Source organism: Curtobacterium sp. UNCCL17 (assembly GCF_000686685.1).
Classification (GTDB): Bacteria; Actinomycetota; Actinomycetes; order Actinomycetales; family Microbacteriaceae; genus Curtobacterium; species Curtobacterium flaccumfaciens.
The window spans coordinates 776,940-799,933 of the sequence record NZ_KK366001.1; the positions used below are offsets into that span (position 1 = coordinate 776,940).

General features: G+C 72.2%; 21 protein-coding genes. 11 read left to right on the forward strand and 10 right to left on the reverse strand.

Features of this window, described 5'->3' with window-relative positions; translation table 11 throughout:
* Positions 1–40 precede the first annotated feature (40 nt).
* Positions 41–481 (reverse strand): metallopeptidase family protein, encoded by a 441-nt coding sequence (locus BR70_RS0113515; protein WP_027466498.1) that lies wholly within the window; start codon positions 479–481, stop codon positions 41–43.
* Between the two features lie 59 nt (positions 482–540).
* Between BR70_RS0113515 and BR70_RS0113520 the strand changes: the two genes are divergently transcribed.
* Both BR70_RS0113520 and ahcY read left to right on the forward strand, forming a co-directional pair.
* Positions 541–756 (forward strand): DUF3499 family protein, encoded by a 216-nt coding sequence (locus BR70_RS0113520; RefSeq protein WP_027466499.1) that lies wholly within the window; start codon positions 541–543, stop codon positions 754–756.
* Positions 757–859: 103 nt separating this feature from the next.
* Entirely contained in the window at positions 860–2,338 is a 1,479-nt protein-coding gene (ahcY, locus tag BR70_RS0113525; protein WP_027466500.1) for an adenosylhomocysteinase, read from the forward strand.
* Between the two features lie 152 nt (positions 2,339–2,490).
* Here ahcY and BR70_RS21020 read toward each other — a convergent pair whose 3' ends face one another.
* Positions 2,491–3,360 (reverse strand): RDD family protein, encoded by an 870-nt coding sequence (locus tag BR70_RS21020; protein WP_051596923.1) that lies wholly within the window; start codon positions 3,358–3,360, stop codon positions 2,491–2,493.
* 42 nt (positions 3,361–3,402) lie between these two features.
* Between BR70_RS21020 and BR70_RS0113535 the strand changes: the two genes are divergently transcribed.
* Positions 3,403–4,401 carry a stage II sporulation protein M gene (locus BR70_RS0113535; RefSeq protein ID WP_027466501.1) on the forward strand — a complete coding sequence of 333 codons (999 nt, stop codon included), beginning with the start codon at positions 3,403–3,405 and terminating at the stop codon, positions 4,399–4,401.
* A 13-nt stretch (positions 4,402–4,414) separates the two neighbouring features.
* On the opposite strand, the gene BR70_RS0113540 is transcribed toward BR70_RS0113535, so the two are convergent.
* The 5 genes from BR70_RS0113540 to BR70_RS0113560 are packed head-to-tail and all read right to left on the reverse strand — an operon-like array spanning position 4,415 to position 10,050.
* A complete protein-coding gene (locus BR70_RS0113540; protein ID WP_027466502.1) occupies positions 4,415–5,767 on the reverse strand; it encodes a DUF58 domain-containing protein in 1,353 nt (450 codons plus the stop codon).
* Positions 5,767–6,774 carry an AAA family ATPase gene (locus BR70_RS0113545; RefSeq protein WP_371836761.1) on the reverse strand — a complete coding sequence of 336 codons (1,008 nt, stop codon included), beginning with the start codon at positions 6,772–6,774 and terminating at the stop codon, positions 5,767–5,769. Before BR70_RS0113545 ends, BR70_RS0113540 begins: the two co-directional genes overlap by 1 nt.
* A 5-nt stretch (positions 6,775–6,779) precedes the next feature.
* Positions 6,780–8,030 (reverse strand): DUF4350 domain-containing protein, encoded by a 1,251-nt coding sequence (locus BR70_RS21025; protein ID WP_051596924.1) that lies wholly within the window; start codon positions 8,028–8,030, stop codon positions 6,780–6,782.
* Entirely contained in the window at positions 8,027–8,719 is a 693-nt protein-coding gene (locus tag BR70_RS22490; protein WP_051596925.1) for a DUF4129 domain-containing protein, read from the reverse strand. Before BR70_RS22490 ends, BR70_RS21025 begins: the two co-directional genes overlap by 4 nt.
* Complete coding sequence (locus BR70_RS0113560) at positions 8,674–10,050, reverse strand: glycerophosphoryl diester phosphodiesterase membrane domain-containing protein (protein WP_081827391.1); 1,377 nt, start codon at positions 10,048–10,050, stop codon at positions 8,674–8,676. The genes BR70_RS22490 and BR70_RS0113560 overlap by 46 nt, the downstream gene beginning before the upstream one ends.
* A gap of 149 nt (positions 10,051–10,199) precedes the next feature.
* On the opposite strand from BR70_RS0113560, the gene mtrA reads away from it, so the two are divergent.
* The 6 genes from mtrA to secA all read left to right on the forward strand — a co-directional run bounded on the left by mtrA (position 10,200) and on the right by secA (position 18,873).
* Positions 10,200–10,874 carry an MtrAB system response regulator MtrA gene (gene mtrA / locus BR70_RS0113565; protein ID WP_017888813.1) on the forward strand — a complete coding sequence of 225 codons (675 nt, stop codon included), beginning with the start codon at positions 10,200–10,202 and terminating at the stop codon, positions 10,872–10,874.
* A gap of 5 nt (positions 10,875–10,879) precedes the next feature.
* Positions 10,880–12,604: an MtrAB system histidine kinase MtrB gene (mtrB, locus tag BR70_RS0113570; RefSeq protein WP_027466505.1), complete on the forward strand. Its 1,725-nt coding sequence runs from the start codon at positions 10,880–10,882 to the stop codon at positions 12,602–12,604.
* On the forward strand, positions 12,604–14,286 hold the full coding sequence (locus BR70_RS21035; protein ID WP_051596926.1) for an LpqB family beta-propeller domain-containing protein: 1,683 nt from the start codon (positions 12,604–12,606) through the stop codon (positions 14,284–14,286). Before mtrB ends, BR70_RS21035 begins: the two co-directional genes overlap by 1 nt.
* Positions 14,287–14,383: 97 nt before the next feature.
* Positions 14,384–15,046 carry a ComF family protein gene (locus tag BR70_RS0113580; protein ID WP_051596958.1) on the forward strand — a complete coding sequence of 221 codons (663 nt, stop codon included), beginning with the start codon at positions 14,384–14,386 and terminating at the stop codon, positions 15,044–15,046.
* Positions 15,047–15,204: 158 nt separating this feature from the next.
* Positions 15,205–15,921, forward strand: coding sequence for a ribosome hibernation-promoting factor, HPF/YfiA family (gene hpf / locus BR70_RS0113585; RefSeq protein ID WP_027466507.1), 717 nt, complete (start codon positions 15,205–15,207; stop codon positions 15,919–15,921).
* A 171-nt stretch (positions 15,922–16,092) separates the two neighbouring features.
* Positions 16,093–18,873 carry a preprotein translocase subunit SecA gene (gene secA / locus BR70_RS0113590; protein ID WP_027466508.1) on the forward strand — a complete coding sequence of 927 codons (2,781 nt, stop codon included), beginning with the start codon at positions 16,093–16,095 and terminating at the stop codon, positions 18,871–18,873.
* A 143-nt stretch (positions 18,874–19,016) separates the two neighbouring features.
* Here secA and BR70_RS0113595 read toward each other — a convergent pair whose 3' ends face one another.
* Positions 19,017–19,454 carry an Rv3235 family protein gene (locus tag BR70_RS0113595; protein ID WP_051596927.1) on the reverse strand — a complete coding sequence of 146 codons (438 nt, stop codon included), beginning with the start codon at positions 19,452–19,454 and terminating at the stop codon, positions 19,017–19,019.
* 118 nt (positions 19,455–19,572) lie between these two features.
* Between BR70_RS0113595 and BR70_RS0113600 the strand changes: the two genes are divergently transcribed.
* Entirely contained in the window at positions 19,573–21,072 is a 1,500-nt protein-coding gene (locus BR70_RS0113600) for a sensor histidine kinase (RefSeq protein ID WP_027466510.1), read from the forward strand.
* Positions 21,073–21,428: 356 nt separating this feature from the next.
* Here the strand turns inward: BR70_RS0113600 and BR70_RS0113605 are convergent, their stop codons facing one another.
* A complete protein-coding gene (locus tag BR70_RS0113605; protein WP_017888820.1) occupies positions 21,429–21,677 on the reverse strand; it encodes a WhiB family transcriptional regulator in 249 nt (82 codons plus the stop codon).
* 261 nt (positions 21,678–21,938) lie between these two features.
* Here BR70_RS0113605 and BR70_RS0113610 point away from each other — a divergent pair, with 261 nt between their 5' ends.
* Positions 21,939–22,370, forward strand: a complete 432-nt coding sequence (locus tag BR70_RS0113610) for a hypothetical protein (RefSeq protein WP_035808873.1) — start codon at positions 21,939–21,941, stop codon at positions 22,368–22,370.
* Between the two features lie 79 nt (positions 22,371–22,449).
* On the opposite strand, the gene bcp is transcribed toward BR70_RS0113610, so the two are convergent.
* Positions 22,450–22,920: a thioredoxin-dependent thiol peroxidase gene (gene bcp, locus BR70_RS0113615; RefSeq protein ID WP_027466512.1), complete on the reverse strand. Its 471-nt coding sequence runs from the start codon at positions 22,918–22,920 to the stop codon at positions 22,450–22,452.
* Positions 22,921–22,994: the final 74 nt, after the last annotated feature.

Genomic DNA, 22,994 nt, shown 5'->3' on the forward strand with positions numbered 1-22,994 from the left:
GGAGGCGCGTCGACGGACGTCGTCGGCGGCCCGCCGTGGCTCACCAGTGGCGGTAGCGGTCCGGTGCCAGGTCCCAGGGGTCCTTGCCGATCAGCTCGCCGACGGCGCGGAACACCGCGGTCTCGATGATGATGCGGCGGTCCGAGTCGTCCTTCTCGGGGCTCCGGTTCACCCGTTCGACGGGGATCCGGAAGACGGTCACGCGGCGGGTGTCGCGGTCGATGCGCCAGCGCGGCATCTCGTCCGGCAGCGTCGTGTCGCTCGGCATGTCCGCCACCTGGAACACCACGCCGGAGAGCTCCTCGGGCCAGAGACCGAGCAGGTAGTGCGCGCTGTCACCGACGATCCGGTCGAACGCCTCGGCGCGGGTGATGACCGGGGCGAGTTCCGGCCCGGTGACGCTCGAACGCCCGCCACGGCCGTGCCGGGAGCGCCCCCGACCGCGGTCGACCGGGGTGACGAGGCGAGGCTTCCGACGCATCCCCACATCGTACGCGGGGACCGGTGCGCGCCGGACGCTCCGCTAGGCTCCCTGACGAGATGGACGTGCGGATCTGCAGCAAGGTGGCGTGTGCCAACAGCGCTTCGTCGACCCTGACGTACGACTACGGCGACTCCATGGTGGTCGTCGGCCCGCTGTCGACCCGGGTCGAACCGCACGGCTACGACCTCTGCGCCCGCCACGCGGCCACCCTGCGCGTCCCGCGGGGCTGGCAGGTGGTGCGGCGCGAGCCGCTGCCGCGCGACGCCGACTGACGGCTCGCGTCCGCGACGTGCCGCGGTGGTCGGACGGGAGGCCCGTGGGACGTGACCGGGATCGGCTGGTGATCCGCGCCTCCCGGCATGGAAGACTGTGGGCATGCCCACCGAAACCCGCACCGCTGCTGCGTTCCGCGTCGCCGACCTGTCCCTCGCCGAGGCGGGCCGGCACCAGATCCGCCTCGCCGAGAACGAGATGCCGGGCCTGATGTCCCTGCGTGACGAGTTCGCGGCGTCGCAGCCGCTCGCCGGCGCGCGCATCGCGGGGTCCCTGCACATGACGGTGCAGACCGCGGTGCTCATCGAGACGCTCGTCGCCCTCGGCGCGCAGGTGCGCTGGGCCAGCTGCAACATCTTCTCCACCCAGGACGAGGCCGCCGCCGCCGTCGCCGTCGGACCCACCGGCACCCCGGACGCCCCCGCCGGCGTCCCGGTGTTCGCGTGGAAGGGCGAGACGCTCGAGGAGTACTGGTGGTGCACCAGCCGCATCTTCGACTGGAGCGACGAGGCCACCGCGGCCGGCGCCGACTGGACCGGGCCGAACCTGATCCTGGACGACGGCGGCGACGCCACGATGCTCGTGCACACCGGTGCCGACGCCGAGGCGGCCGGCGCCGCTCCGGTCGCCGAGCCGGACGCGAGCACCGAGTGGAAGATCGTGCTCGACACCGTCGCGCGGTCGCTCGAGACATCGTCGGACCGCTGGACCCGCATCGCGGCCGACATCCAGGGCGTCACCGAGGAGACCACCACGGGCGTGCACCGTCTGTACGAGTTGTTCCGGAACGGCGAGCTGAAGTTCCCGGCGATCAACGTCAACGACTCCGTGACGAAGTCGAAGTTCGACAACAAGTACGGCATCCGGCACTCGCTGCCCGACGGCCTGAACCGTGCCACCGACGTGCTCATCGGCGGCAAGGTCGCCTTCGTCGTCGGCTACGGCGACGTCGGCAAGGGGGCGGCCGAGGCGCTCCGCGGGCAGGGTGCGCGTGTCATCGTCAGCGAGGTCGACCCGATCTGCGCGCTGCAGGCGGCGATGGACGGCTACCAGGTCGCGCGCCTGGCGGACGTCGTCGACACCGTCGACATGGTCATCACGTGCACCGGCAACCTGGGCGTCGTCGGGGTCGACGAGATGCTCGGGCTGAAGCACCTGGCGATCGTGGCGAACGTGGGGCACTTCGACAACGAGATCGACATGGCCGGGCTCGAGGCGCTGCCCGGCGTCTCGAAGGTCGAGATCAAGCCGCAGGTGCACGAGTGGCGGCTGCCGACCGAGCGGTCGATCCTGGTGCTGTCCGAGGGCCGGCTCATGAACCTCGGCAACGCGACCGGGCACCCGTCGTTCGTGATGAGCAACTCGTTCACGAACCAGGTGCTCGCGCAGATCGAGCTGCACACCCGGCGCGAGGAGTACCCGACGGGCGTGTACGTACTGCCGAAGCACCTGGACGAGAAGGTCGCGCGGCTGCACCTCGACGCCCTCGGGGTGCAGCTGACGTCGCTGCGTCCGGAGCAGGCGGCGTACATCGGTGTCCCCGTCGAGGGTCCCTTCAAGCCGGACCACTACCGCTACTGAGCGCGGCGGGGCGGCCCGCACAACCAAAGTCACCCGGAACCGCGCGATTGTGTGGTGCCGGGTGACTTTGGTTGTGCGAACTCTTCCGGCGCTGCGCGCAGCGGCGCAGCGCGCAGGGCGCAGCGCGCAGCGCGCAGCCCGCGCGCCGCGCGTCAGCGCGGGAAGCCCGGCGGGGGCGCCGCCGCCGTCGCCCCCGCGGCGGTGAGCAGTTCTGCGCGGGCGCCCAGCGCCCGGACGTCCCGTCGGCGCCGCAGCACGACGACCCCGGCCAGGAAGACCTCCGGCGGGACGGGCGGCACGGGGTGCGCGAACGCGGACACCTCGGCCGCCAGGGTCTGCGCCGCGGCCTCGCGCAGCTCGGGGCGCATCAGAGCAGCCCCGCGGAAGAACGCACCGAGACGGTTCTCCAACCGCTGCGGCAGCGCCGAGACGTCCGCGACGACGGCCCACGCCGTCAGCTCCGGGGGCAGCAGCACCTCGGGGTCCCGCTGCTTCGGCAGGCGCTCGTGCTGCACGATCGTGCCCGCGAGCAGGTCGCCGAGGCGCCGGGGCCGACTGCCGAACAGCGCGACGAGCAGGGCGACCGAGCCGAACGTCATCCAGAGCTCGAACAGGCCGACGAGCGCCCGGGTGAAGGCGTGCCGGAACCCGATCGCGCCGCCGTCGAGCCGGACCACCCGGGTGCCGGTGGCGAACCGTCCGACGCTCCGTCCCTTCGTCACCGTCTCGACCGCCGCGGGGACCAGCACCAGCACGACGACGAGCAGCACGATGCCGAGCGCTGCGCCCCAGGCCGGGTCGATGCCGCTGGGCCAGAGCCGCGAGACACCGAACAGCGCGAGCACGAACAGGACGAGGACGCACAGGCCGTCCAGCAGCGCGGCCGCGAGCCGCAGCACGAGTCCGGCGGGTTGGACGTCGAGCGCGACGCCCTCGCCCACCACCAGCTCGTCGGCGGTCTCGTCGAGGTCGCGCGAGAACCGGGCGTCGGCGAGGTCACGCGGCGTGCGGGGCTTCGGCATGGGATCATTCTGTCGGAGATCGCGCGACCTGAGGGGGAACACGTGGACCTGGATGCCTACACCGAGGTGCACCGTGACCGGTGGCAGGAGCTCGACCGTCTGGCGCGTGCCCGGCACCGGTCCGGTGCGGACGTCGACCGGCTCGTCGCCGGCTACCAGGAGGCCGCGACCGACCTCGCCCGCATCCGGGGCGCCGCACCGCGTACCGTGGCCGGCGACCGGCTCTCGCTGACGCTGTTCCGCGCCCGTCTGCGGTTCACGGGGACCCCCGTCGACCCGCTGACCGCGGTCGCCCTGTTCTTCACGCGGCAGCTGCCCGCGGCGCTCTACCGGATCCGCTGGGTGACCATCTGGGTCGCGCTCGCGACGGTGGCGATCGCGGCGATCGTCGCCGTCTGGATCACCACCACCCCCGGTGCGACGGCGACGTTCGGCAGCGACGAGGCCCTGCGCCGGTACGCCACGCATGACTTCGTCGACTACTACTCCGACCGTGGCCTCGGGGCCTTCACCGCGCAGGTCTGGACGAACAACGCCTACATCGCCGCGACGATGGTGGCGTTCGGCATCACCGGCGTCTTCGTGCCGTTCTCGATCATGCAGAACGCCGTCAGTCTCGGGGTCTCCGCGGCGATCATGCACTCCCAGGGGCGCCTGGCCGACTTCTTCCTCTACATCTCCCCGCACGGGCAGCTCGAGCTCTACTCGGTGTTCCTCGCCGGCGGCGCGGGGCTGATGATCTTCTGGTCGTGGGTGGCACCGGGGTCCGGACGGACCCGCGCCCAGGCTCTCGCCGAGGACGGCCGTGCGCTCATCACCATCGCGATCGGCCTGACCCTGACCCTGCTGCTGTCCGGCATCGTCGAGGGCGTGGTGACGCGGCAGGACTGGCCGTGGCCGATCAAGATCGGCATCGGTACCCTCGCCCTGGTCGCGGTGCTCGCCTACCAGTGGGTACTCGGCGGCCGCGCGTACCGAGCGGGAGAGCGCGGCGACCTCGAGGAGTTCGAGCGCGGCTCCACCGCCCTGGTGGCCGGCTAGCGTCCGTCCCGGTTCAGAGCCGGCCGGTGGCCTTCGCCCGGATGTACGCGTCGGCGACGAGCGGCGGGACGTCCGCCGGTGCGCCGCGCACGACCTCGGCGCCGGAGCGCCGTGCGACGTCCGCCGCACCGTCCGCGTCGAGCAGGGTGCGTTCGGCGGCGGCGCGTCGGTAGACGTCGCGCTCCGCGCCGGTCGGGAGGCCCGGCACCCGTCCGCCCCGCGCGGTCCGGATCGCCGTGGTCGGGTCCACCCCGCCGCGCGCCATCCGCTGGACGGCCGGGTCCTCGATGCTCGTCACGACGACCGCGTGCCGTCGGGACAGCCGGGGGAGCACGGCGAGCAGGTCGCCCGAGGCACCGACGGAGTCGAGGCTCGAGGCGAGCACGACCAGGGCGCGCGAGGTCGTGATCGACTCGACGAGTGCGGGCACGGATGCCCAGTCGGTCGCGGCGAGCCCGGGTTCGGCCATCGCGAGCGCCTCGCCGAAGCGCTGCACGACGTCGGTGCGGGTGGCGCCGTGCACCCGGTCATGTGCCGTGTCGTCGAGCACCACCAGGTCGACGCGGTCACCGGCGGCTGCCGCGAGGGCGCCGAGGAGCAGTGCCGACTCGATGAACGTGTCGAGTCGGGGTTCGTCGGCGACCCGGCCGGCACCCGCCCGGCCCGCGTCGACCACGACGACGACGCGCCGGTCGCGTTCCGGACGCCAGGTGCGGACGACGAGGTCCTGCCGTCGCGCGGTGGCTCGCCAGTCGATCGACCGCACGTCGTCGCCGCGCACGTAGTCGCGCAGGGAGTCGAACTCGGTGCCGTGCCCGCGGAGCTGCAGCGTGGTCTCGCCGTCGAGCTCGCGGAGCCGCGCCAACCGTGACGGCAGGTGCCGCCGGGAGCGGAACGGCGGCGTCACGACGAGTTCGCCCGGTGCCGCGACGACCCGCTGCCGTGCGGCGAGGCCCAGGGGACCGAAGGACCGCACGGCGACCCCGGTGGTGCGGCGTCGACCCCGACGGAACGGTGTGAAGCGCATCCGGGCCGTCCGCCGCTCCCCGGCGGGGACCGTCATCCGGATCCGACGGGGACGGTGGCCGGCCGACGGCTCCCACATGTCGCGGACCACACCACGGACGGTCCGGGAGCCGTCGTTGGCGAGCACGAGGGTGCCGTCCGCGGTGCTGTCGCGTCGAGCGAGCCGGGGCATCCGCCGCTCCACGCGGACCCGTCGCAGGTCGGCGGCGAGCACGACGTCGAGCACCGCGGCGAGCAGCACCACCCCGACCCACGCCAGACCGGCCCACCCGCTGCCGAGCAGCACGGTGGGCACGAGGGCGACGGCGAGGAGCGCGACGAACCGGCCGGAGACCGCCACTAGATCGGCACCCGCACCTGCTCGAGCACCTGCTGGAGCACGCCGTCGGCGCCGACGCCCTCGAGCTCGGCGTCGGCGGCGACCCGCAGGCGGTGCCGCCAGACCGGCAGGGTCATGGCCTGCACGTGGTCCGGGGTGATCGCGTCGTAGCCGGTGAGCCAGGCCCAGGCCTTGGCGGCCGCGAGCAGTGCCGTCGCACCGCGGGGGCTGACACCGACACGGACGGACGGTGCCTGCCGGGTGGCCCGGGCGAGGTCGACGATGTACGCGAGCACGTCGTCGCGGGCACCGACGGCGCGCACGGCACGCTGCGCACGGACCACCTCGTCGACGCCGACCACCGGGGTGATGCCGGCCGACCGGACGTCGCGCGGCACGAAGCCGTCGGCGTGGCGACGGAGCACCTGCCACTCGACGTCGCGCGGCGGGATGTCGAGGGTCAGCTTCATCAGGAACCGGTCGAGCTGCGCCTCGGGCAGCGTGTACGTGCCCTCGAACTCGATCGGGTTCATCGTCGCGGCGACGAAGAAGGGGTCCGGCAACGCGCGGGCGTCACCGTCGACGCTCACCTGGCGTTCCTCCATCGCCTCGAGCAGCGCCGACTGGGTCTTCGGCGGCGTGCGGTTGACCTCGTCGGCGAGCAGGACGTTCGTGAAGACGGGGCCCTCGCGGAACGGGAACGTGCCGGTCGAGGCGTCGTAGACGAGCGACCCGGTGACGTCGCCGGGCATCAGGTCCGGCGTGAACTGGATGCGCTTCGTGTCGAGCGTCATCGCGGCGGCGAGGCTGCGGACGAGCAGGGTCTTCGCGACACCGGGGACGCCCTCGAGCAGCACGTGCCCCTGCGCGAGGAGTCCGACGATCATGCCGGACACCGCGCCCTCCTGGCCGACGACGGCCTTCGCGACCTCGGTGCGGACCCGGCCGAACGCGTCGCGCAGGTCGGAGACGGCCGCGGTCGTGGGGTCGTGCTCCGGCGCGGTGTGCTCGGTGGTGGCAGGGGGCAGGTCGGTCACGGTCGTGCTCCTGGTCGGTCGGGGTCAGAGGTGGGTCGGTCGCCGGAGGTCGCCCGGCGCACGGCGCGTTCGAGGTCGTCGAGCGCCGCGGTGCCGTCGACGAGCGCACGGTCGTCGGCGGTGGTCCCGCCGACGAGCACGGCACCGACACGGGTGTGCGGGATGCCGGTGGCCTGGGCCGCGGCCCGGACGACCTCGTCGACGTGGGCCGAACGGGGGAGTCCGAGCATCCGGCCGATGCGGCGGACGGCGGCGACGCGCAGGGTGTCGAGGGCGTGGGTGCGGTCACGGGTGCGGGCGTACATCCGGGCACGCCCCTCGGTGGTCTCGGCAGCACGGACGACGACGGGCAACCGCTCGACGACGAGCGGGCCGAGCCGTCGGCCCCGCCAGACACCGGCTGCGACGGCGACGAGGGCGAGCAGTGCGAGGGCACTCGGGACCCACGGCGGGGCGAGCTCGCCGAGGGTCGGGGCGGCGTCGGGGGTGCCGACGGCCGGGGTGTACCAGACGAGTCGCTCGTCGGCGCCGAGCAGCCCGAGGCCGAGCGCGGCGTTCCCGGCGGTGGCGATCGTGTCGTTCCGGAACGCCGAGGTCGTGCCGAGCAGGGTGACGTCGCCGCCCGGCGTCGCGGTGCGCACGAGGCCCCAGACGCGCGAGCCGCCGTCGCCCGTCGGCGCGCACCGTTCGGCGGCGTCGTCGTCGTCCACGGTGAACCCGGAGCCGGCGGTGGTGACCCGGGCAGCCGAGGCCGCCGCCGGGATCCCGCACGAGGCCGTCGAGACGGTGGCGTCCCCGTCGACCTGGACGGCCGGGTCGACCGGGAACCCGAGCAGTGCCTCGAGCCCGGCGCCGCTCGTGCCGACGACCACGACGTGCCGCGCCGTGCGGGCGATCCGTTCTGCGACGTCGGGGTCGAGCGCCCCGTCGGCGTCGTCGATGAACACCGTGCCGCCGTCGATCCCACCGACGCCGTCGACGGTGTCGGTGACGGAGACCGCGGTGCCCCGCTGCTCGAGCACCCTGACCAGGGCGGCCGAACCACTCGCCGTCGTCGAGGTCGGGTCGAGCGCGCGCGGTGCGTCCGGGTCGGTGCCCTGCACGAGGGCGGTCAGGGCGGCGAGCAGGACGCCGACCAGGACGATGGCGACCCAGAACCCGACGCGGAACCGGCGTCCCTCGGTCGGAGCCGGAGCCGGAGCAGGAGTCGGCCCGGTGCTCGTCCGCGTGGCGGTGTCGGTCGTCATGCCGGTACCGCCGGACCCTCGGCGCGGGCGGGGCGGGCCTGCCGGACGGAGCGCTCGGTGTCGAGCACGCGGAGGGCCGCGGCCTCGTCGGCCTCGTCGGCCTCGCCACCGAGGTACCGGACCGCGTCGAAGGCGGTCGCTGCCGCGTCGAGTGCACCGGCCGACGCGGGGAACGGCACGGCGCCCCGTGCGGCGATCGTCCGCGCGGTGGCTCCGGGCACGTCGGGCACCAGGTCGCGCTCGCCGAGGCCCCTGGCGATCGCGCGGAACCCGTCGAGCACCGCTGCTGACCAGTCGGCGCGACGGACCGCGGCCTGTGCCGCTTCGAGGAGTTCCCGGGCGGAGCGCAGGTCGTCGGCGTCGAACACCCCGCCGGTGTCACCGTCACCGGCCCGGGCGCGCCGGCGGGGGAGTCCGCGGGCCACGACGACGAGCACGACGACCGCGACGAGGACCACGATCGCGATCACCAGCGCCGTGCGGGCCGCAGCGGGGGAGTCGATGCCGTCGGCGCGGAGCGACCCGAGCCAGTCGAGGAAGGAGCGCGAGGCACGGTCCCACCACGTCGGCCGGGCACCGTCGTAGGCGGACCGCTCGAGTTCACGCTCGAGCAGGCGCCGCGCCTCGTCCGGGTCGACCGCCGTCACGCGGAGCCGTTCGGTGGCGCCTGGCCCGGACCCGGCTGCCACGGCTGCTGCTGTTGCTGCGGGCCCGGCTGCCACGGCTGTTGCTGCTGACCGGGCTGCCACGGCTGCTGCTGCGCGGGCTGCCAGGACTGCTGCTGCCCCGGCCACTGCTGCGCCTGCCACTGCTGGCCACCCCACTGCTGCTGCGGCGGCCACGGCGGGCGTGCGACGGGCTCGGACGGCGCGAACGGGTCGGTCGGCTGCCCCGAGTCGAGGTGCGACGCGATCCGCTGGTCGAGCGCCTCGGTGCGGATCCGCCGGTCGATGGCGAGGAACGTGGTGATCGACGCGCTCAGCACGTCGGTGACGCACTGCACCGCGATCGCGAGCAGGCTCCCGACGACGATGGCGATGACCGCACCGGTACCGGCACCCGACGTGCCGCCCGTCTGCCCGAGGGGGTCAAAGGTGCCTGCGATGAGCACGGCACCGATGGTGAGCGGGATCGACGCGATGGACGCGGCGAACCCGAACATGAGCTGCACGAGCAGCAGGATGCCGAAGGTCCGCCAGAAGGCCCCGCGGGTCAGGCGCCACGACTGGGCGGCAGCGGCGAAGACCGGCCGGCCCTCGAGCGCGATGGTCGGGACGGTGAGCACGAAGCGCGTGGCGAGCCACACGACGACGACACCGATCCCGAGCACGAACAGCACGAGCGCCAGCACGAACCACCCGGCGGAGTCGGCGGCACCCATGGCCGCGAACACCCCGAAGAACACGAGCCCGGCCAGGATCGCGAGGACCACGCCGGCCCCGATCTGCACGAGCATCCACGCGACGACGGACCACCGGCGGCCGGCGAGCAGCGCCCACAGCCCCCGGAACGTGGCTCGACGGCCGAGCACCCGCTGCCCGGTGTCCGCGGCGACCGGCGCCACCAGGAACCCGCGACCGAGGTAGGCGAGGAACGGCAGCACGACCGAGAGCAGCGCCGTGAGCGTCAGCGTGCCCGCGACCACCGAGTCGGCACCGCTGCCGCCGTCGAGGGCCGAGAACATCCGCGACTGCAGCGCCTGCTGCCCGAAGGTGCTGGCCAGCGTCGAGAGCAGGCCGAGCACACCGCTCAGCAGCACGCTCCAGAGCAGCAGCACGCGGGCGTTCCGGCGGAAGACCGTGAACGCGCCGGCCAGGACGTCACCGAGGCCGAGCGGGCGCAGCGGGATCACCGGACGCGAGCCGCCGGACGGGCCGCCCGGTCGCCCCGGACCCGGCCCGGGGGCGGGCTGCGGCGGCACGGAGAAGCGGGGCGGGCCTCCAGACAGGGGTCCTGGTCCGGACGCCGGCGGCGTCGGCGCACCCTGCTGCCCACCGCCCGGTGTGTGCCAATCGGACATGACTCCAGCCCCCTCGTCGTGTCGGACCGAGCCAGCGATGCACGGTCCACCTCCATCCTGGCGGAAAACCCGGCGCGGCGGGGCCTCGGCTATCGTGTGGGGACACGTGCCGACCACGGCACCCGCACGCCACCCGGAGTCCAGATCACATGACACCGCGCATCCTCGTCGTCGACGACGACCAGGCCCTCTCCGAGATGATCGGCATCGTGCTCCGCTCCGAGGGGTACGAACCCGAGTTCAGCGCCGACGGCAACGACGCCGTCGACGCGTTCCACGCCACCAAGCCGGACCTCGTCCTGCTCGACGTCATGCTGCCCGGCATCGACGGCATCGAGGTGTGCAAGCGCATCCGTGCCGAGAGCGGCACGCCGATCATCATGCTCACCGCGAAGAGCGACACCGCCGACGTCGTCCTCGGCCTCGAGAACGGTGCCGACGACTACGTCGTGAAGCCCTTCAACCCGAAGGAGCTCGTCGCCCGCATCCGGACCCGCCTGCGGCCGAGCGCGTCCGACGCCACCGTGCTGCACGTCGGCGACGTCACGGTCGACGTCGCCGGGCACGAGGTGCGCCGCGGCGACACCGTGATCGCGCTCACGCCGCTCGAGTTCGACCTGCTCCGGGCGCTCGCCGAGAAGCCGAACCAGGTGTTCACCCGCGAGATGCTGCTCGAGCAGGTCTGGGGCTACCACTACAAGGCGGACACCCGCCTGGTGAACGTGCACGTGCAGCGGCTCCGCGCGAAGATCGAGCACGACCCGGACAACCCGAAGACCGTCACCACGGTCCGCGGCGTCGGGTACCGCGCCGGAGGAGCCTGAGCACCGTGCCGCCCTCGACGCGCCCGTCGGGCTCGGCACGCCGCTCGGGCCGCGCCGGCGGGGCCGGCGGCGCCACCGTCTCGATCGGCGTCGTCGACCGCAGCCGTCGCCGGATGCGGCGCTGGCTCCGACGCGCCTGGCGTCCGATCGCGTACCTGTGGCGGCGCTCGCTCATGTTCCGCTCGGTTGCCATCACCGTGATGACGACGGGACTCGCGGTGGGGATCATCGGCACCGCGGTCATGGTGAGCATCTCGACGAACGTCTACTCGCAGCGCCGCGACCAGATCGAGTCCGAGTCGGCACGGGCAACGATCGTCGCCCAGGGGATCTTCGACGCGGCGACCGCGGGCGAGGACAACAACCAGTCCGAGCTCGAGACGCTGCAGAACGAGGCGCGGCAGGCGATCCTGTCGAACACGACGAGTCCGGGCGGCACGAGCATCGCGATCGAGCGGAGCCCGGACCAGTCCACCGCGCAGACGCTGCAGACCATCGCCAGCCAGGGCTTCCCGGACGCCGTGATCACCGATGCCCTGCGCAAGGAGGTCGCGCAGAACACCGGGCGGCTGAGCCTGCAGCCCGTCGAACTCGAGGACGACGGGCGCCGGGTGCCGGGCCTCGCCGTCGGGTCCACGCTGCAGATCCCGAGCGCCGGCCAGTACGAGCTCTACCTGGTCTACGACCTCTCCGACGCGCAGCAGACCCTGGACTTCGTCTCCCAGACGCTCTCGATCGGCGGTGTGGCGCTCATGGTGCTCATCGCCCTGGTCACGTCGCTCGTCGTCCGGCTCGTCGTCGTGCCGATCCGCGGTGCCGCCGAGACGAGCCGGAAGATCGCCGCGGGGCGCCTCGACGAACGCATCCCGGTGCGCGGGCAGGACGACCTGGCGACCCTGGCGCGGAGCTTCAACGGGATGGCCGAGGCGGTCAGCCGCCAGATCACCCAGCTCGCCGAGCTCTCCCGCGTGCAGCAGCGGTTCGTGTCCGACGTGTCGCACGAGCTCCGCACCCCGCTCACCACGATCCGGCTCGCCGGCGACATGCTCTACGACTCCCGGCACGCGTTCGAACCATCGGTCGGCCGGTCCGCCGAGCTCCTGCACACCCAGGTGGAGCGCTTCGAGACGCTCCTCGCCGACCTGCTCGAGATCTCGCGGTACGACGCCCAGGCGGTGCAGCTCGACACCGCACCCGTCGTGCCGGCGTCCCTCGCCGCGGACATCGTCGACGAGTTCCGTCCGCTCGCCGAACGCGCCGGCGTCGAGCTGCAGCTCGCGACCCCCGGCGGCCACACCACGATGCGGCTCGACGCCAAGCGGGTCCGCCGGATCCTGCGCAACCTCGTCGGCAACGCCATCGAGCACGGTGACGCGAAGCCCGTGCAGGTCGTCGTCGACAGCGACGCACGCACCGTCGCCATCGCCGTCCGCGACCAGGGCGTCGGCATGCCGCCGGAGGACGCCGCTCGGGTGTTCGACCGCTTCTGGCGGGCCGACCCGAGCCGGAAGCGCACCATCGGCGGCACCGGGCTCGGCCTCGCGATCAGCCTCGGCGACGCGAAGCTCCACGGCGGGCGCATCGACGTGTGGTCCCGACCGGGCGAGGGATCGACCTTCGTGCTCACCCTGCCCCGCAACGAGCAGGGCACCACCGCCACCTCGGCGATCCCGCTGCCCGAACTCGACGAGTCGTACGACGGCCCCCGCGCCGTGCGAGAGGAGTCCTGATGCGCCACCGGATCCGCCACGTCCTCGCCGTCGCGCTCGCCGCGGTCAGCCTGCTCGCGGTCACCGCCTGCGCGGCCATCCCGACCGACGGCGCCGTGCGCACCGGGCAGACGATCAAGGACGAGTCGCTCTCGGGCGTCGACTTCCGGCCGGACAAGCCGATCACCGGGTCCGACCAGACGGCGATCCTCCGCGGGTTCATCGCCGCCGCGACCGGTGCCCAGGACAACTACGCGATCGCCCGGCAGTTCCTGGCCGCCGACTTCGCCCAGCAGTGGAACCCGCGGCAGGGCGTCACGATCCGCGACGGCAGCGGCACCGTCGAGCGCGCCGACGACAGCGAACTCACCTACACGATGACGGCCAGTGCCACGGTCGACTCCGAGGGGGAGTACACCCAGGCCGTCCGCCCGACCTCGTCGACGCTGACGTTCCAGTTCGTCCGTGAGGACGGCGAGTGGCGCATCGCCTACGCCCCGGACGGCATCATCCTGTCGCCGGTCAGCTTCGAGTCGGTGTTCCAGCCGCACGCGCTGTACTTCTACGACCCGACCTACCGCTTCCTCGTGCCCGACCAGCGCTGGTTCCTCGCCCGGTCCTCCACGAGCACCCGCATCGCCAGCGCCCTGCTCGCGGGGCCCGCCGACTGGCTGAAGGGCGCCGTCGTCTCGTCGTTCCCGGAGGGCACCCAGCTGTCGCTCAACGCGGTGACGATCGACAGCGGCACCGCCCTGGTCGACCTGTCGAGCGACGCCCTGCGCGCGAGCACCGTCGACAAGGTCCGGATGCGGGAACAGCTCAGCAAGTCCCTCGCCTCGGTCGCCACCATCTCGTCGGTCTCGATGACGATCGAGGGCGCGACGCTGTCGGTGCCGGACTCCGGGGGAGCGGACGCCCAGCAGAACCCCGACGTCGACCCCCGACCCCTGGTCGACGAGGACGGCGTCGTCGGCTACGCCGCCTCGGGCACCGGCAAGGTCTCCGAGCTCGGCAGCGGCGTCGGGGCCGCGATCGCCGGCCTCGACCCGACCTCGATCGCCCTGTCGGCGTCCGGCACCACGGCCGCCGTCGGCAACCGGGACGGCGTCGTCGTCGTGCGCGGCAAGGACCGCCTGCGCGTCGATGCCCGCGACGACCTCATCGCCCCCGCCGTCGACGACCTCGGCTTCGTCTGGGCGGGGCAGCAGTCCGACACCCGTCACATCACCGCGTACGGCCTCGGCGGCGACCCCCACCAGGTGCGCACCACCCTGCCGCGCGGCGACCTCGTGTCGTTCCAGGTGTCCCGCGACTCGACCAGGGCGCTCGCGCTCATCCAGACCTCGGACGGCCCCGGCCTGTACGTGATGGCGATCATCCGCGGTTCCGACCGGTCACCGACCTCGTTCGGCGCCCCGGTCCGGGTGCAGGCCGCCAGCGGCACCGCGGTCGATGCCGCGTGGGTGAGCGACACCGACGTCGCCTCGGTCGGGCAGACCCCCACCGGTCCGAACATCGTCCGCACCACCATCGGCGGCAAGTCGAGCACCCTGCCGAAGCCCGACGGGCGCGCCACCGCGATCAGCGGCGGCAGCGGTGGCGCGCTGCTGCTCCGGATGTCGAGCGGCAACGTCCTGCAGTCCACCGGGGGTGGCTGGGACACGACGGGCGTCACCGCCGACGTGCTCGGCGTCCAGCGCTGACGCGACGGTCCTCCACACCCCACCCGGCCTGGAGGCCCGTCCACCGTCCGGCGCACCGGCCCACCGCCGTCGTCCGGTCACCACCACAGTCGTGGGCATGTCCCCTGATGACGCCCCCACCCCCTGGTGCGATGCCCTGCTCGCCGTGCTCGGGCTCGTCCTGCCCGTCACCTGCCTGGGCTGCGGCCGCCCGGACCGCGCGCTCTGCCCACCGTGCGGCGCGGCGCTCGCAGCACGGCCCCGGCGGGTCCGGCTGGTCGCCGGCGTCCGGCTCGACGCCGCCTTCGAGTACGAGGGGCTGGTCCGCACCCTGGTCCTCGAACTCAAGCTCCGGGGCCGGGTCGACGTCGCCCGACCGCTCGGCGTCCGCTTCGGTGCACTCGTCCGTGCGGCGCTCGCCGCGGCCCCGGACGGCACCGTGGTGCTCCGGGTGCCGCCGTCCCGGGCGGGCGCCCGACGGCGTGGGTTCGACCCGGTGGTGCTGCTGCTCGCCCGTGGTGGTGTCCGGCACACGGGGCGCCTCGTCCGCTCCCCTGCCGGACGACGGCGATCCGGACCGGGGCAGAAGGAGCGGTCGGCGGTGGAACGCGTCGCCGCGACCGTCGGGACCCTGCGTGCGTCCGGCGTCGACGGCCGCGACGTCGTGCTCGTCGACGACGTCGTCACCACGGGAGTGACGATGGCCGAGGGCGTCCGTGCCGTGCGCGCTGCGGGCGGGCGGGTGGTGCGCTGTGTCGCCGTGGCGAGCGTCGACGACTGACGCTCGGTGAACACCCGGTGGCCGCTGTGTGTCCGGTGAGTGTCCGACGGACTCGCCGCCTCCCCGTGACGCCGAGGGTGCGCCGGGTCTAGCCTCGCGACAAGGCGTTCGGGTCGCCGGACGGAGGCGACGCGCCGACACTGGATGGGAGCCGCCACATGGACGTGACGATCACGGGCCGGAACGTCGGGGTCACCGACCGTTTCCGCACCTACGTCGAACAGAAGTCCGAGAAGATCGACGTGCTCGCCGACCGCGCCCTCGCCTTCGAGGTGCGCATCAGCCGCCACCACGAGAAGTCGAGCGGCAGCCAGGGCGAGGACCGCGTGGAGCTCACGCTGATCGGACCGGGGCCGCTCGTGCGGGCCGAGTCCGCGGCGTCGGACAAGTACGCCGCCTTCGACCTCGCCTTCGCGCGGATCATGGAACGCCTCCGTCGGGCGCGTGACCGCCGCAAGGTGCACCACGGCCGGCACCGCCCCACCTCGGTCGCCGAGGCCGCCGGCAGCGGCTTCGACGGCATGGGTGTCGTCCCGGCCGACGGCAAGCTCATCGAGGACGTCGCGACCGGTGCCGTCCCGGTCGTCGACCAGGAGACCGCCGAGGACGAGAACGAGGTCTACAGCCCGGTCGTCATCCGGCACAAGGTCTTCGAGGCCGCCCCGATGACGGTCGACGACGCCCTGTACTACATGGAGCTCGTCGGGCACGACTTCTACCTGTTCCTCGACGCCGAGACCCGCCGTCCGAGTGTCGTGTACCGACGCAAGGGCTGGGACTACGGCGTGATCGGCATCGACGAGGTGCCGGCCGGCCAGGCGCCGGCCGCGGTCGACGCGGACGCCGACGCGGAGCGCGCAGCCGCGATCGCCTGATCCCACTCGGGACCACCGGTCCCGCACCGTGTGCGCGGTCCGTTCGCGGGCCGCGCACACCCGTGTCCGCGGGCAGCGGCGCCGCTCACAGCGCCGTGCGTTCGCGGGTTGCTAGCATGACTGGTCGATCGGGCGTGCAGGTCGCGCGCGACGACCTCGTAAGGAGTTCACGTGGCAAACGTGCTGGAGAAGGTCCTCCGCATCGGCGAAGGACGAACCCTCCGTCGGCTGAAGGCGTACGCCTCGGCCATCAACGACCTCGAGGACGACTTCTCGAGCCTCACCGACGAGGAACTCCACGACGAGACCAAGGAGCTGCGCGAGCGGTACGCCAACGGCGAGACCCTCGACGACCTCCTGCCCGAGGCGTTCGCCGCCGTGCGGGAAGCCGCGAAGCGGACCCTCGGCATGCGGCACTTCGACGTGCAGCTCATGGGTGGCGCGGCACTGCACCTCGGCAACATCGCCGAGATGAAGACCGGTGAGGGCAAGACCCTCGTCGCGACGACCGCCGCGTACCTCAACGCGATCCCGTCGCGCGGCGTGCACGTCATCACGGTCAACGACTACCTGGCGTCGTACCAGTCCGAGATCATGGGCCGCGTCTTCCGCGCGCTCGGCATGACCACCGGCTGCATCATCGCGAACCAGAGCCCGGCCGAGCGCCGCGAGCAGTACGCCGCCGACATCACGTACGGCACGAACAACGAGTTCGGCTTCGACTACCTGCGCGACAACATGGCGTGGCAGGCCTCGGACATGGTGCAGCGCGGCCACTTCTTCGCCGTCGTGGACGAGGTCGACTCGATCCTCATCGACGAGGCCCGCACGCCGCTCATCATCTCCGGTCCGTCCTCGGGCGAGGCCAACCGCTGGTTCACCGAGTTCGCCTCGATCGCCAAGCGCCTCACCCCGGGCGAGGACTACGAGGTCGACGAGAAGAAGCGCACCGTCGGTGTCCTCGAGCCCGGCATCGAGAAGGTCGAGGACTACCTCGGCATCGAGAACCTGTACGAGTCGGCGAACACCCCGCTCATCTCGTTCCTGAACAACTCCATCAAGGCCGTCGCCCTGTTCAAGAAGGACAAGGACTACGTCGTGATGAACGGCGAGGTGCTCATCGTCGACGAGCACACCGGCCGCATCCTGATGGGCCGCCGCTACAACGAGGGCATCCACCAGGCGATCGAGGCGAAGGAAGGCGTCGAGGTCAAGGCCGAGAACCAGACCCTCGCCACCGTCACGCTGCAGAACTACTTCCGCCTCTACCAGAAGCTCTCCGGCATGACCGGTACCGCCGAAACCGAGGCGGCCGAGTTCATGTCGACCTACAAGCTCGGCGTCGTCCCCATCCCGACGAACAAGCCGATGCAGCGCATCGACCAGACGGACCTCGTCTACAAGAACGAGAAGGCGAAGTTCGAGCAGGTCGCCGAGGACATCGCGGAGCGCCACGAGAAGGGCCAGCCCGTCCTCGTCGGCACCACGAGCGTCGAGAAGTCCGAGTACCTGTCGAAGCTCCTCGCCAAGCAGGGCGTCAAGCACGAGGTCCTCAACGCGAAGAACCACGCACGTGAAGCCGCGATCGTCGCCCAGGCCGGTCGCTTCGGCGCCGTGACCGTCGCGACGAACATGGCCGGTCGTGGTACCGACATCATGCTCGGTGGCAACGCGGAGTTCCTCGCCGTGCAGGAGATGCACGCCAAGGGCCTGTCGCCGGCCGAGACCCCGGACGAGTACGAGGCCGAGTGGGACGACGTGTTCGCCCGCGTCAAGGCCGAGGTCGAGGAAGAGGGCGACAAGGTCCGCGCCGTCGGCGGCCTGTACGTGCTCGGTACCGAGCGCCACGAGTCGCGCCGCATCGACAACCAGCTGCGTGGTCGTTCCGGCCGCCAGGGTGACCCGGGCGAGAGCCGCTTCTACCTGTCGCTGACCGACGACCTGATGCGCCTGTTCAACTCCGGTGCCGCCGAGAGCCTGATGGGCCGCTCGAACGTGCCGGACGACCTGGCGATCGAGAACAAGCTCGTCGGCCGTGCGATCCGGTCCGCCCAGGCGCAGGTCGAGGGCCGCAACGCCGAGATCCGCAAGAACGTCCTGAAGTACGACGACGTCCTGAACCGCCAGCGCGAGGCGATCTACAGCGACCGCCGCCACATCCTCGAGGGCGACGACCTGCACGACCGTGCGCAGTCGTTCCTCAAGGCCGTCATCGACGACGTGATCGACAGCCACACCGGCGAAGGCTCCCCGGACGACTGGGACCTCGACGCCATGTGGACCGAGCTCGGCACGCTCTACCCGATCTCGATCTCCATCGACGAGGTCATCACCGAGGCCGGCTCGAAGGGCAAGGCGTCGCGTGACTTCCTCGCCCGCGAGATCCTCTCGGACGCCAAGCTGGCCTACCAGCAGCGTGAGGAGCTCCTCGGCGACGAGGCGATGCGTGAGCTCGAGCGTCGCGTGGTGCTCTCGGTGATCGACCGCCGCTGGCGCGACCACCTGTACGAGATGGACTACCTCAAGGACGGCATCGGCCTCCGCGCGATGGCGCAGCGCGACCCGCTGGTCGAGTACCAGCGCGAGGGCTACGCCCTGTTCCAGACGATGATGGGGCAGATCCGCGAAGAGTCCGTCGGCTACCTGTTCAACCTCGAGGTCCAGGTGCAGTCCGACGGCGAGAACGCGGTGATCGAGGCCAAGGGTCTCGGCGAGGACGAGGTCTCCGGCCTCGAGTACTCGGCGCCGTCGATCGACGGCGAGGTCGAGGTCCGCGACGAGAAGGGTCGCCTCGAGCAGGCCGCGACCGCTCGCGCGCAGCGCGCCCAGGCCGAGGCCGAAGCGGCCGCCGAGCCGGAGCAGGGCTCCGCGTTCGGCAACGCGGCCACGGCCTCCGGCCAGGCCGCGGCGAGCAACCGCGCCGAGCGTCGCCAGGCGGCCAAGAAGAACTAGCGTCCGCGCGCGAGCGCATCGTGAGCAGGAATGGTCGGGTCCCACGTCGGGACCCGACCGTTCGTGCTCACCAAGCGTGACCGCCGACGGACGGGAGGCCCGTGGCGGCGCCGCCACGGGCCTCCCGTCCGTCCGCCACCCGGCTACAGGACCCCGATCGCGGTCGCCTGCCAGCGACCGTGTCGCTCTTCGAGCCGCATGGCGACCGCTCGCGCGTGACTGCGCGTGTGCACGACCACCGTCGCCTCGGCGACGCCCGCCGCGGGGCGGCACACCAGGACGCTGCCGACCCGGAGCACCGGGCGCCCGCGTGCCCGCCGACCGGAGCCCCGGGCGTGCGCTGCCACCGCGGCCCGCTGCTGCAGGTGCCGCTGCACGTCGTCGCTGATCCACCGGGCGATGCTGTCGACCTCCCGCGCGCCGGTGAGCACCTCGGCGACGCAGAGCCCGAGCGCTCGTGCCGTCGTCGCCGGGTCCGGGGGACCGGTCGCCGGGGCGGGCTCCGGCGGCGGTTCGACGATCCGCAGCGGCGGCGGGTGCGTCGTCGTCTCGTGATCGATGCGGCGTGCCTGCTCTGCCACCCCTGCCCCTTCCGTCGTTGGAGCGAGCGTATGGGGCGTGCAACATGCAAAATACAAACCGTTCCACCCTGTGGAGAGGGCGACGTTCTCCACAAGGCGTCGGACCTAGACTGGCTGGGTGTCGACCCTCAGTGACCTCGTCCTCGCGCAAGGCCGTTCCTCGGAAGCAGACGTGGAGTGGCTCCACCTGCTCGTGGGGGACTGGCAGCTCCTCGCCGACCTGTCGTTCGCCGACATGGTGCTCTGGGTGCCGACCGCCGAGGACGGCTCGTTCGTGGCCGTCGCACACGCCCGGCCGAGCTCCGCGGCGACGCTGTTCTACCGGGACATCGTCGGGCAGGAGATCCGCGAGGAGTGGCGCGGCCAGGTGACCGAGAGCTTCGCCGGGTCACGGGTCGTCGACTCCGCCGAGCCGGACTGGTACGAGGACACCCCGACCCGCGTCCGCGCAATCCCGGTGCTCCGCCGCCTGAGCGCGAAGAGCGCCGAGACCACCGAGCGGCCGATCGCGGTCGTCACCCGGCACTCCAACCAGGACGAGATGCGGACCCCGAGCCGCCAGGAGCTCAACTTCACCGCGAGCGCGAACGACCTGTTCGGCATGATCGCCACCGGTGACTTCCCCGACCTCGGTGCACCGGCGGGCCCCCGTCGTGGTGCGCCCCGTGCCAGTGACGGCCTGCTGCGCCTCGACACCGCCGGCATCGTCACGTTCGCGAGCCCGAACGGCCTGAGCGCGTTCAACCGCATGGGCTTCGAGGGGGAACTCGAGCGGAAGTCCCTCGCCGAGGTCACCACCGAGCTCATCGGTGCCCAGCTCGACGTCGACGAGTCCCTGCCGCTCGTCGTCACCGGCCGTGCACCGTGGCGGGCGGACATCGAGTCGAAGGGCGTCACGGTGTCGCTCCGCTCGATCCCGCTCCGCGACCACGGTGAGCGCATCGGTGCCATCGTGCTCTGCCGCGACGTGTCCGAACTGCGGCACCAGGAGCGCGAGCTCATCACCAAGGACGCCACGATCCGCGAGATCCACCACCGCGTGAAGAACAACCTGCAGACGGTGGCGTCCCTGCTGCGGATCCAGGCGCGTCGTACGCACTCGGACGAAGCGCGGACCTCGCTGCAGAACGCCATGCGCCGCGTCGCCGCCATCGCCGTCGTGCACGACACCCTGTCGAGCGGCCTCAGCCAGACGGTGGACTTCGACGAGGTGTTCGACTCGGTGCTCAAGCTCGTCACCGAGGTCGCCGCGTCGCACAACACGACCGTGCACCCGAAGAAGACCGGCGAGTTCGGGGTGCTGCCGTCCGAGGCTGCGACGCCCCTCGCCCTCGGCCTCACCGAGCTCGTGACGAACGCCGTCGAGCACGGGCTGGACGGCCGTGACGGCGAGGTCGAGATCGTCGCCCGCCGCTTCGACGACCACCTGGAGATCGAGGTCCGCGACAACGGCGTGGGGCTCCCCGAGGGCAAGGTCGGTTCGGGCCTCGGCACGCAGATCGTCCGCACGCTCATCCAGGGCGAGCTCGGCGGCACCATCGACTGGCACACCCTGACGGGCAGCGGCACCGAGGTGACGATCACCATCCCGTTCCGCTGGTTGACCGCACCCGCCTGACGCCGCCCGGCGGTTGGCGCGCTCGTCGTCCGCACAACCGAAGTGCATCCGCGCCCTGCGCTCGTGTGGCGCGGGTTCGCTTTGGTCGTGTCCGCCGACGGCCAGCCCTGCGGACTCCGTCGCAGCTCGCGACGCGACCGCCCGGAGGCGCGGCGGCTGCACGGCGGACCGGCAGCGGGCCTCCAGGCGGTTGCGCGAACGTCCGCACAACCAAAATGCATCCGCACAAGCCGATCACGTGGCGCGGACGCATTCTGGTTGTGCGCAGCCGCGCTGCGCCGCGCCCGCCCCGCGCGCACGACGACGCCCGCCGCCCCCGAGGGGACGACGGGCGTCGTGGTGTCAGACGACCGGGGTCAGGACGCGCGGCGAGCGCGGGCGGCGCGGCGCTTCAGGGCACGACGCTCGTCCTCGCTGAGACCACCCCAGACACCCGAGTCCTGGTTGTTCTCGAGTGCGTACTGCAGGCACATCTCGGTGACCGTGCAACGCGCACAGACCGACTTGGCCTTCTCGATCTGGTCGACGGCGGGCCCGGTGTTCCCGACGGGGAAGAAGAGCTCGGGGTCTGCGGTGAGGCAGGCAGCCTTGTCACGCCAGTCCATGTGTGGTGCTCCTTGATGTCGATGCTCGAACGGCAGGCCGGGGCCGTGGTTCGGGGGATCGGAACGCTGACCATGCATGCGGCATGGAGGGGACAACTGTGGGGAGGAGTCCGCAGGAAGCGTGTCTGACGCCCGCGAGACGCTCGGGGGAGGAGCGATGAACCACGGGAGACGCACACCACATCGTGCCGTCCAAACGACCTCCAATATCGTTCCATACTGGTAGGGCCAAATCAAGGGTTCCGATGCTGGAGGATCACTGTGCACGACGACACCCCGAACGACACCGATCCCTCCGCACCCGTCGCGCGCCGGTCGCCGGCGATGCTGGGGTTGCTCGCCGTGGTCGGCCTCGAGTTCCTCGCGCTGGTGGTGGTGACGGTCGTCCTGGTGGTCGAACTGCTCGTCGCGCCGGCCACGAGCATCGCCTCCGGCATCGCCCTCACGGTCCTCGTCGCCATCGCCGCGCTCTGGCTCGGTGCGCTGCTGAACGGCCTGTGGCAGGGCCGGGCCTGGGTGCGCTCCGGCATCATCGTCTGGCAGGTCCTGCAGGGCGCCATCGCCATCGGGGCGTTCCAGGGCGTCTTCCGGGTCGCCGCGGTCGGCTGGTTGCTGCTCGTCCCGGCCCTGCTCGGCATCACGCTGGTGCTGTCGCGGTCGGTGACGGCCGCGCTCGCGCGTCCGGCCGAGTAGACGGTCTGGTCCGCCACGCACCGGAGGCCCGGTGCCGGTTCCGAGAACCGGCACCGGGCCTCCGGTGCGTGGCCGGTCCTCAGACCAGGCCGAGCTTCTTCCGCAGGCTCGCCACGTGACCGGTCGCCTTGACGTTGTAGAGCGGCAGCTGCACGGTGCCGTCCTCGTCGACCACGATCGTGGACCGGATCGTGCCGGTGACGATCTTGCCGTAGTTGTTCTTCTCGCCCCAGGCCGCGTAGGCCTTGTGCACGGCGAGGTCGGGGTCGCTCAGCAGCGGGAAGGTCAGCGCCTGCTCGTGCTGGAACGTCTTGAGCTTCGCCTGCTCGTCCTTCGAGACGCCGAGGACCTCGTAGCCGGCGGCCTGCAGCGAGGACATGTTGTCGCGGAAGTCGCAGGCCTCGGTGGTGCAGCCCGGGGTGGAGGCCGCCGGGTAGAAGTACACGATGACCTTCTTGCCACGAAGGGCAGCGAGGGAGTGCTCCACACCGTCCTGGTCGGGCAGCGTGAAGTCGGGGGCGGTGTCGCCGGGGACGAGACGGTCGGTCATGGTGCTCCTGTTCGCGTCGTACGCCCACGAGTGGTCGTGGGCGCGCGAAACCCATGCTATTGTTGATTCCCGTT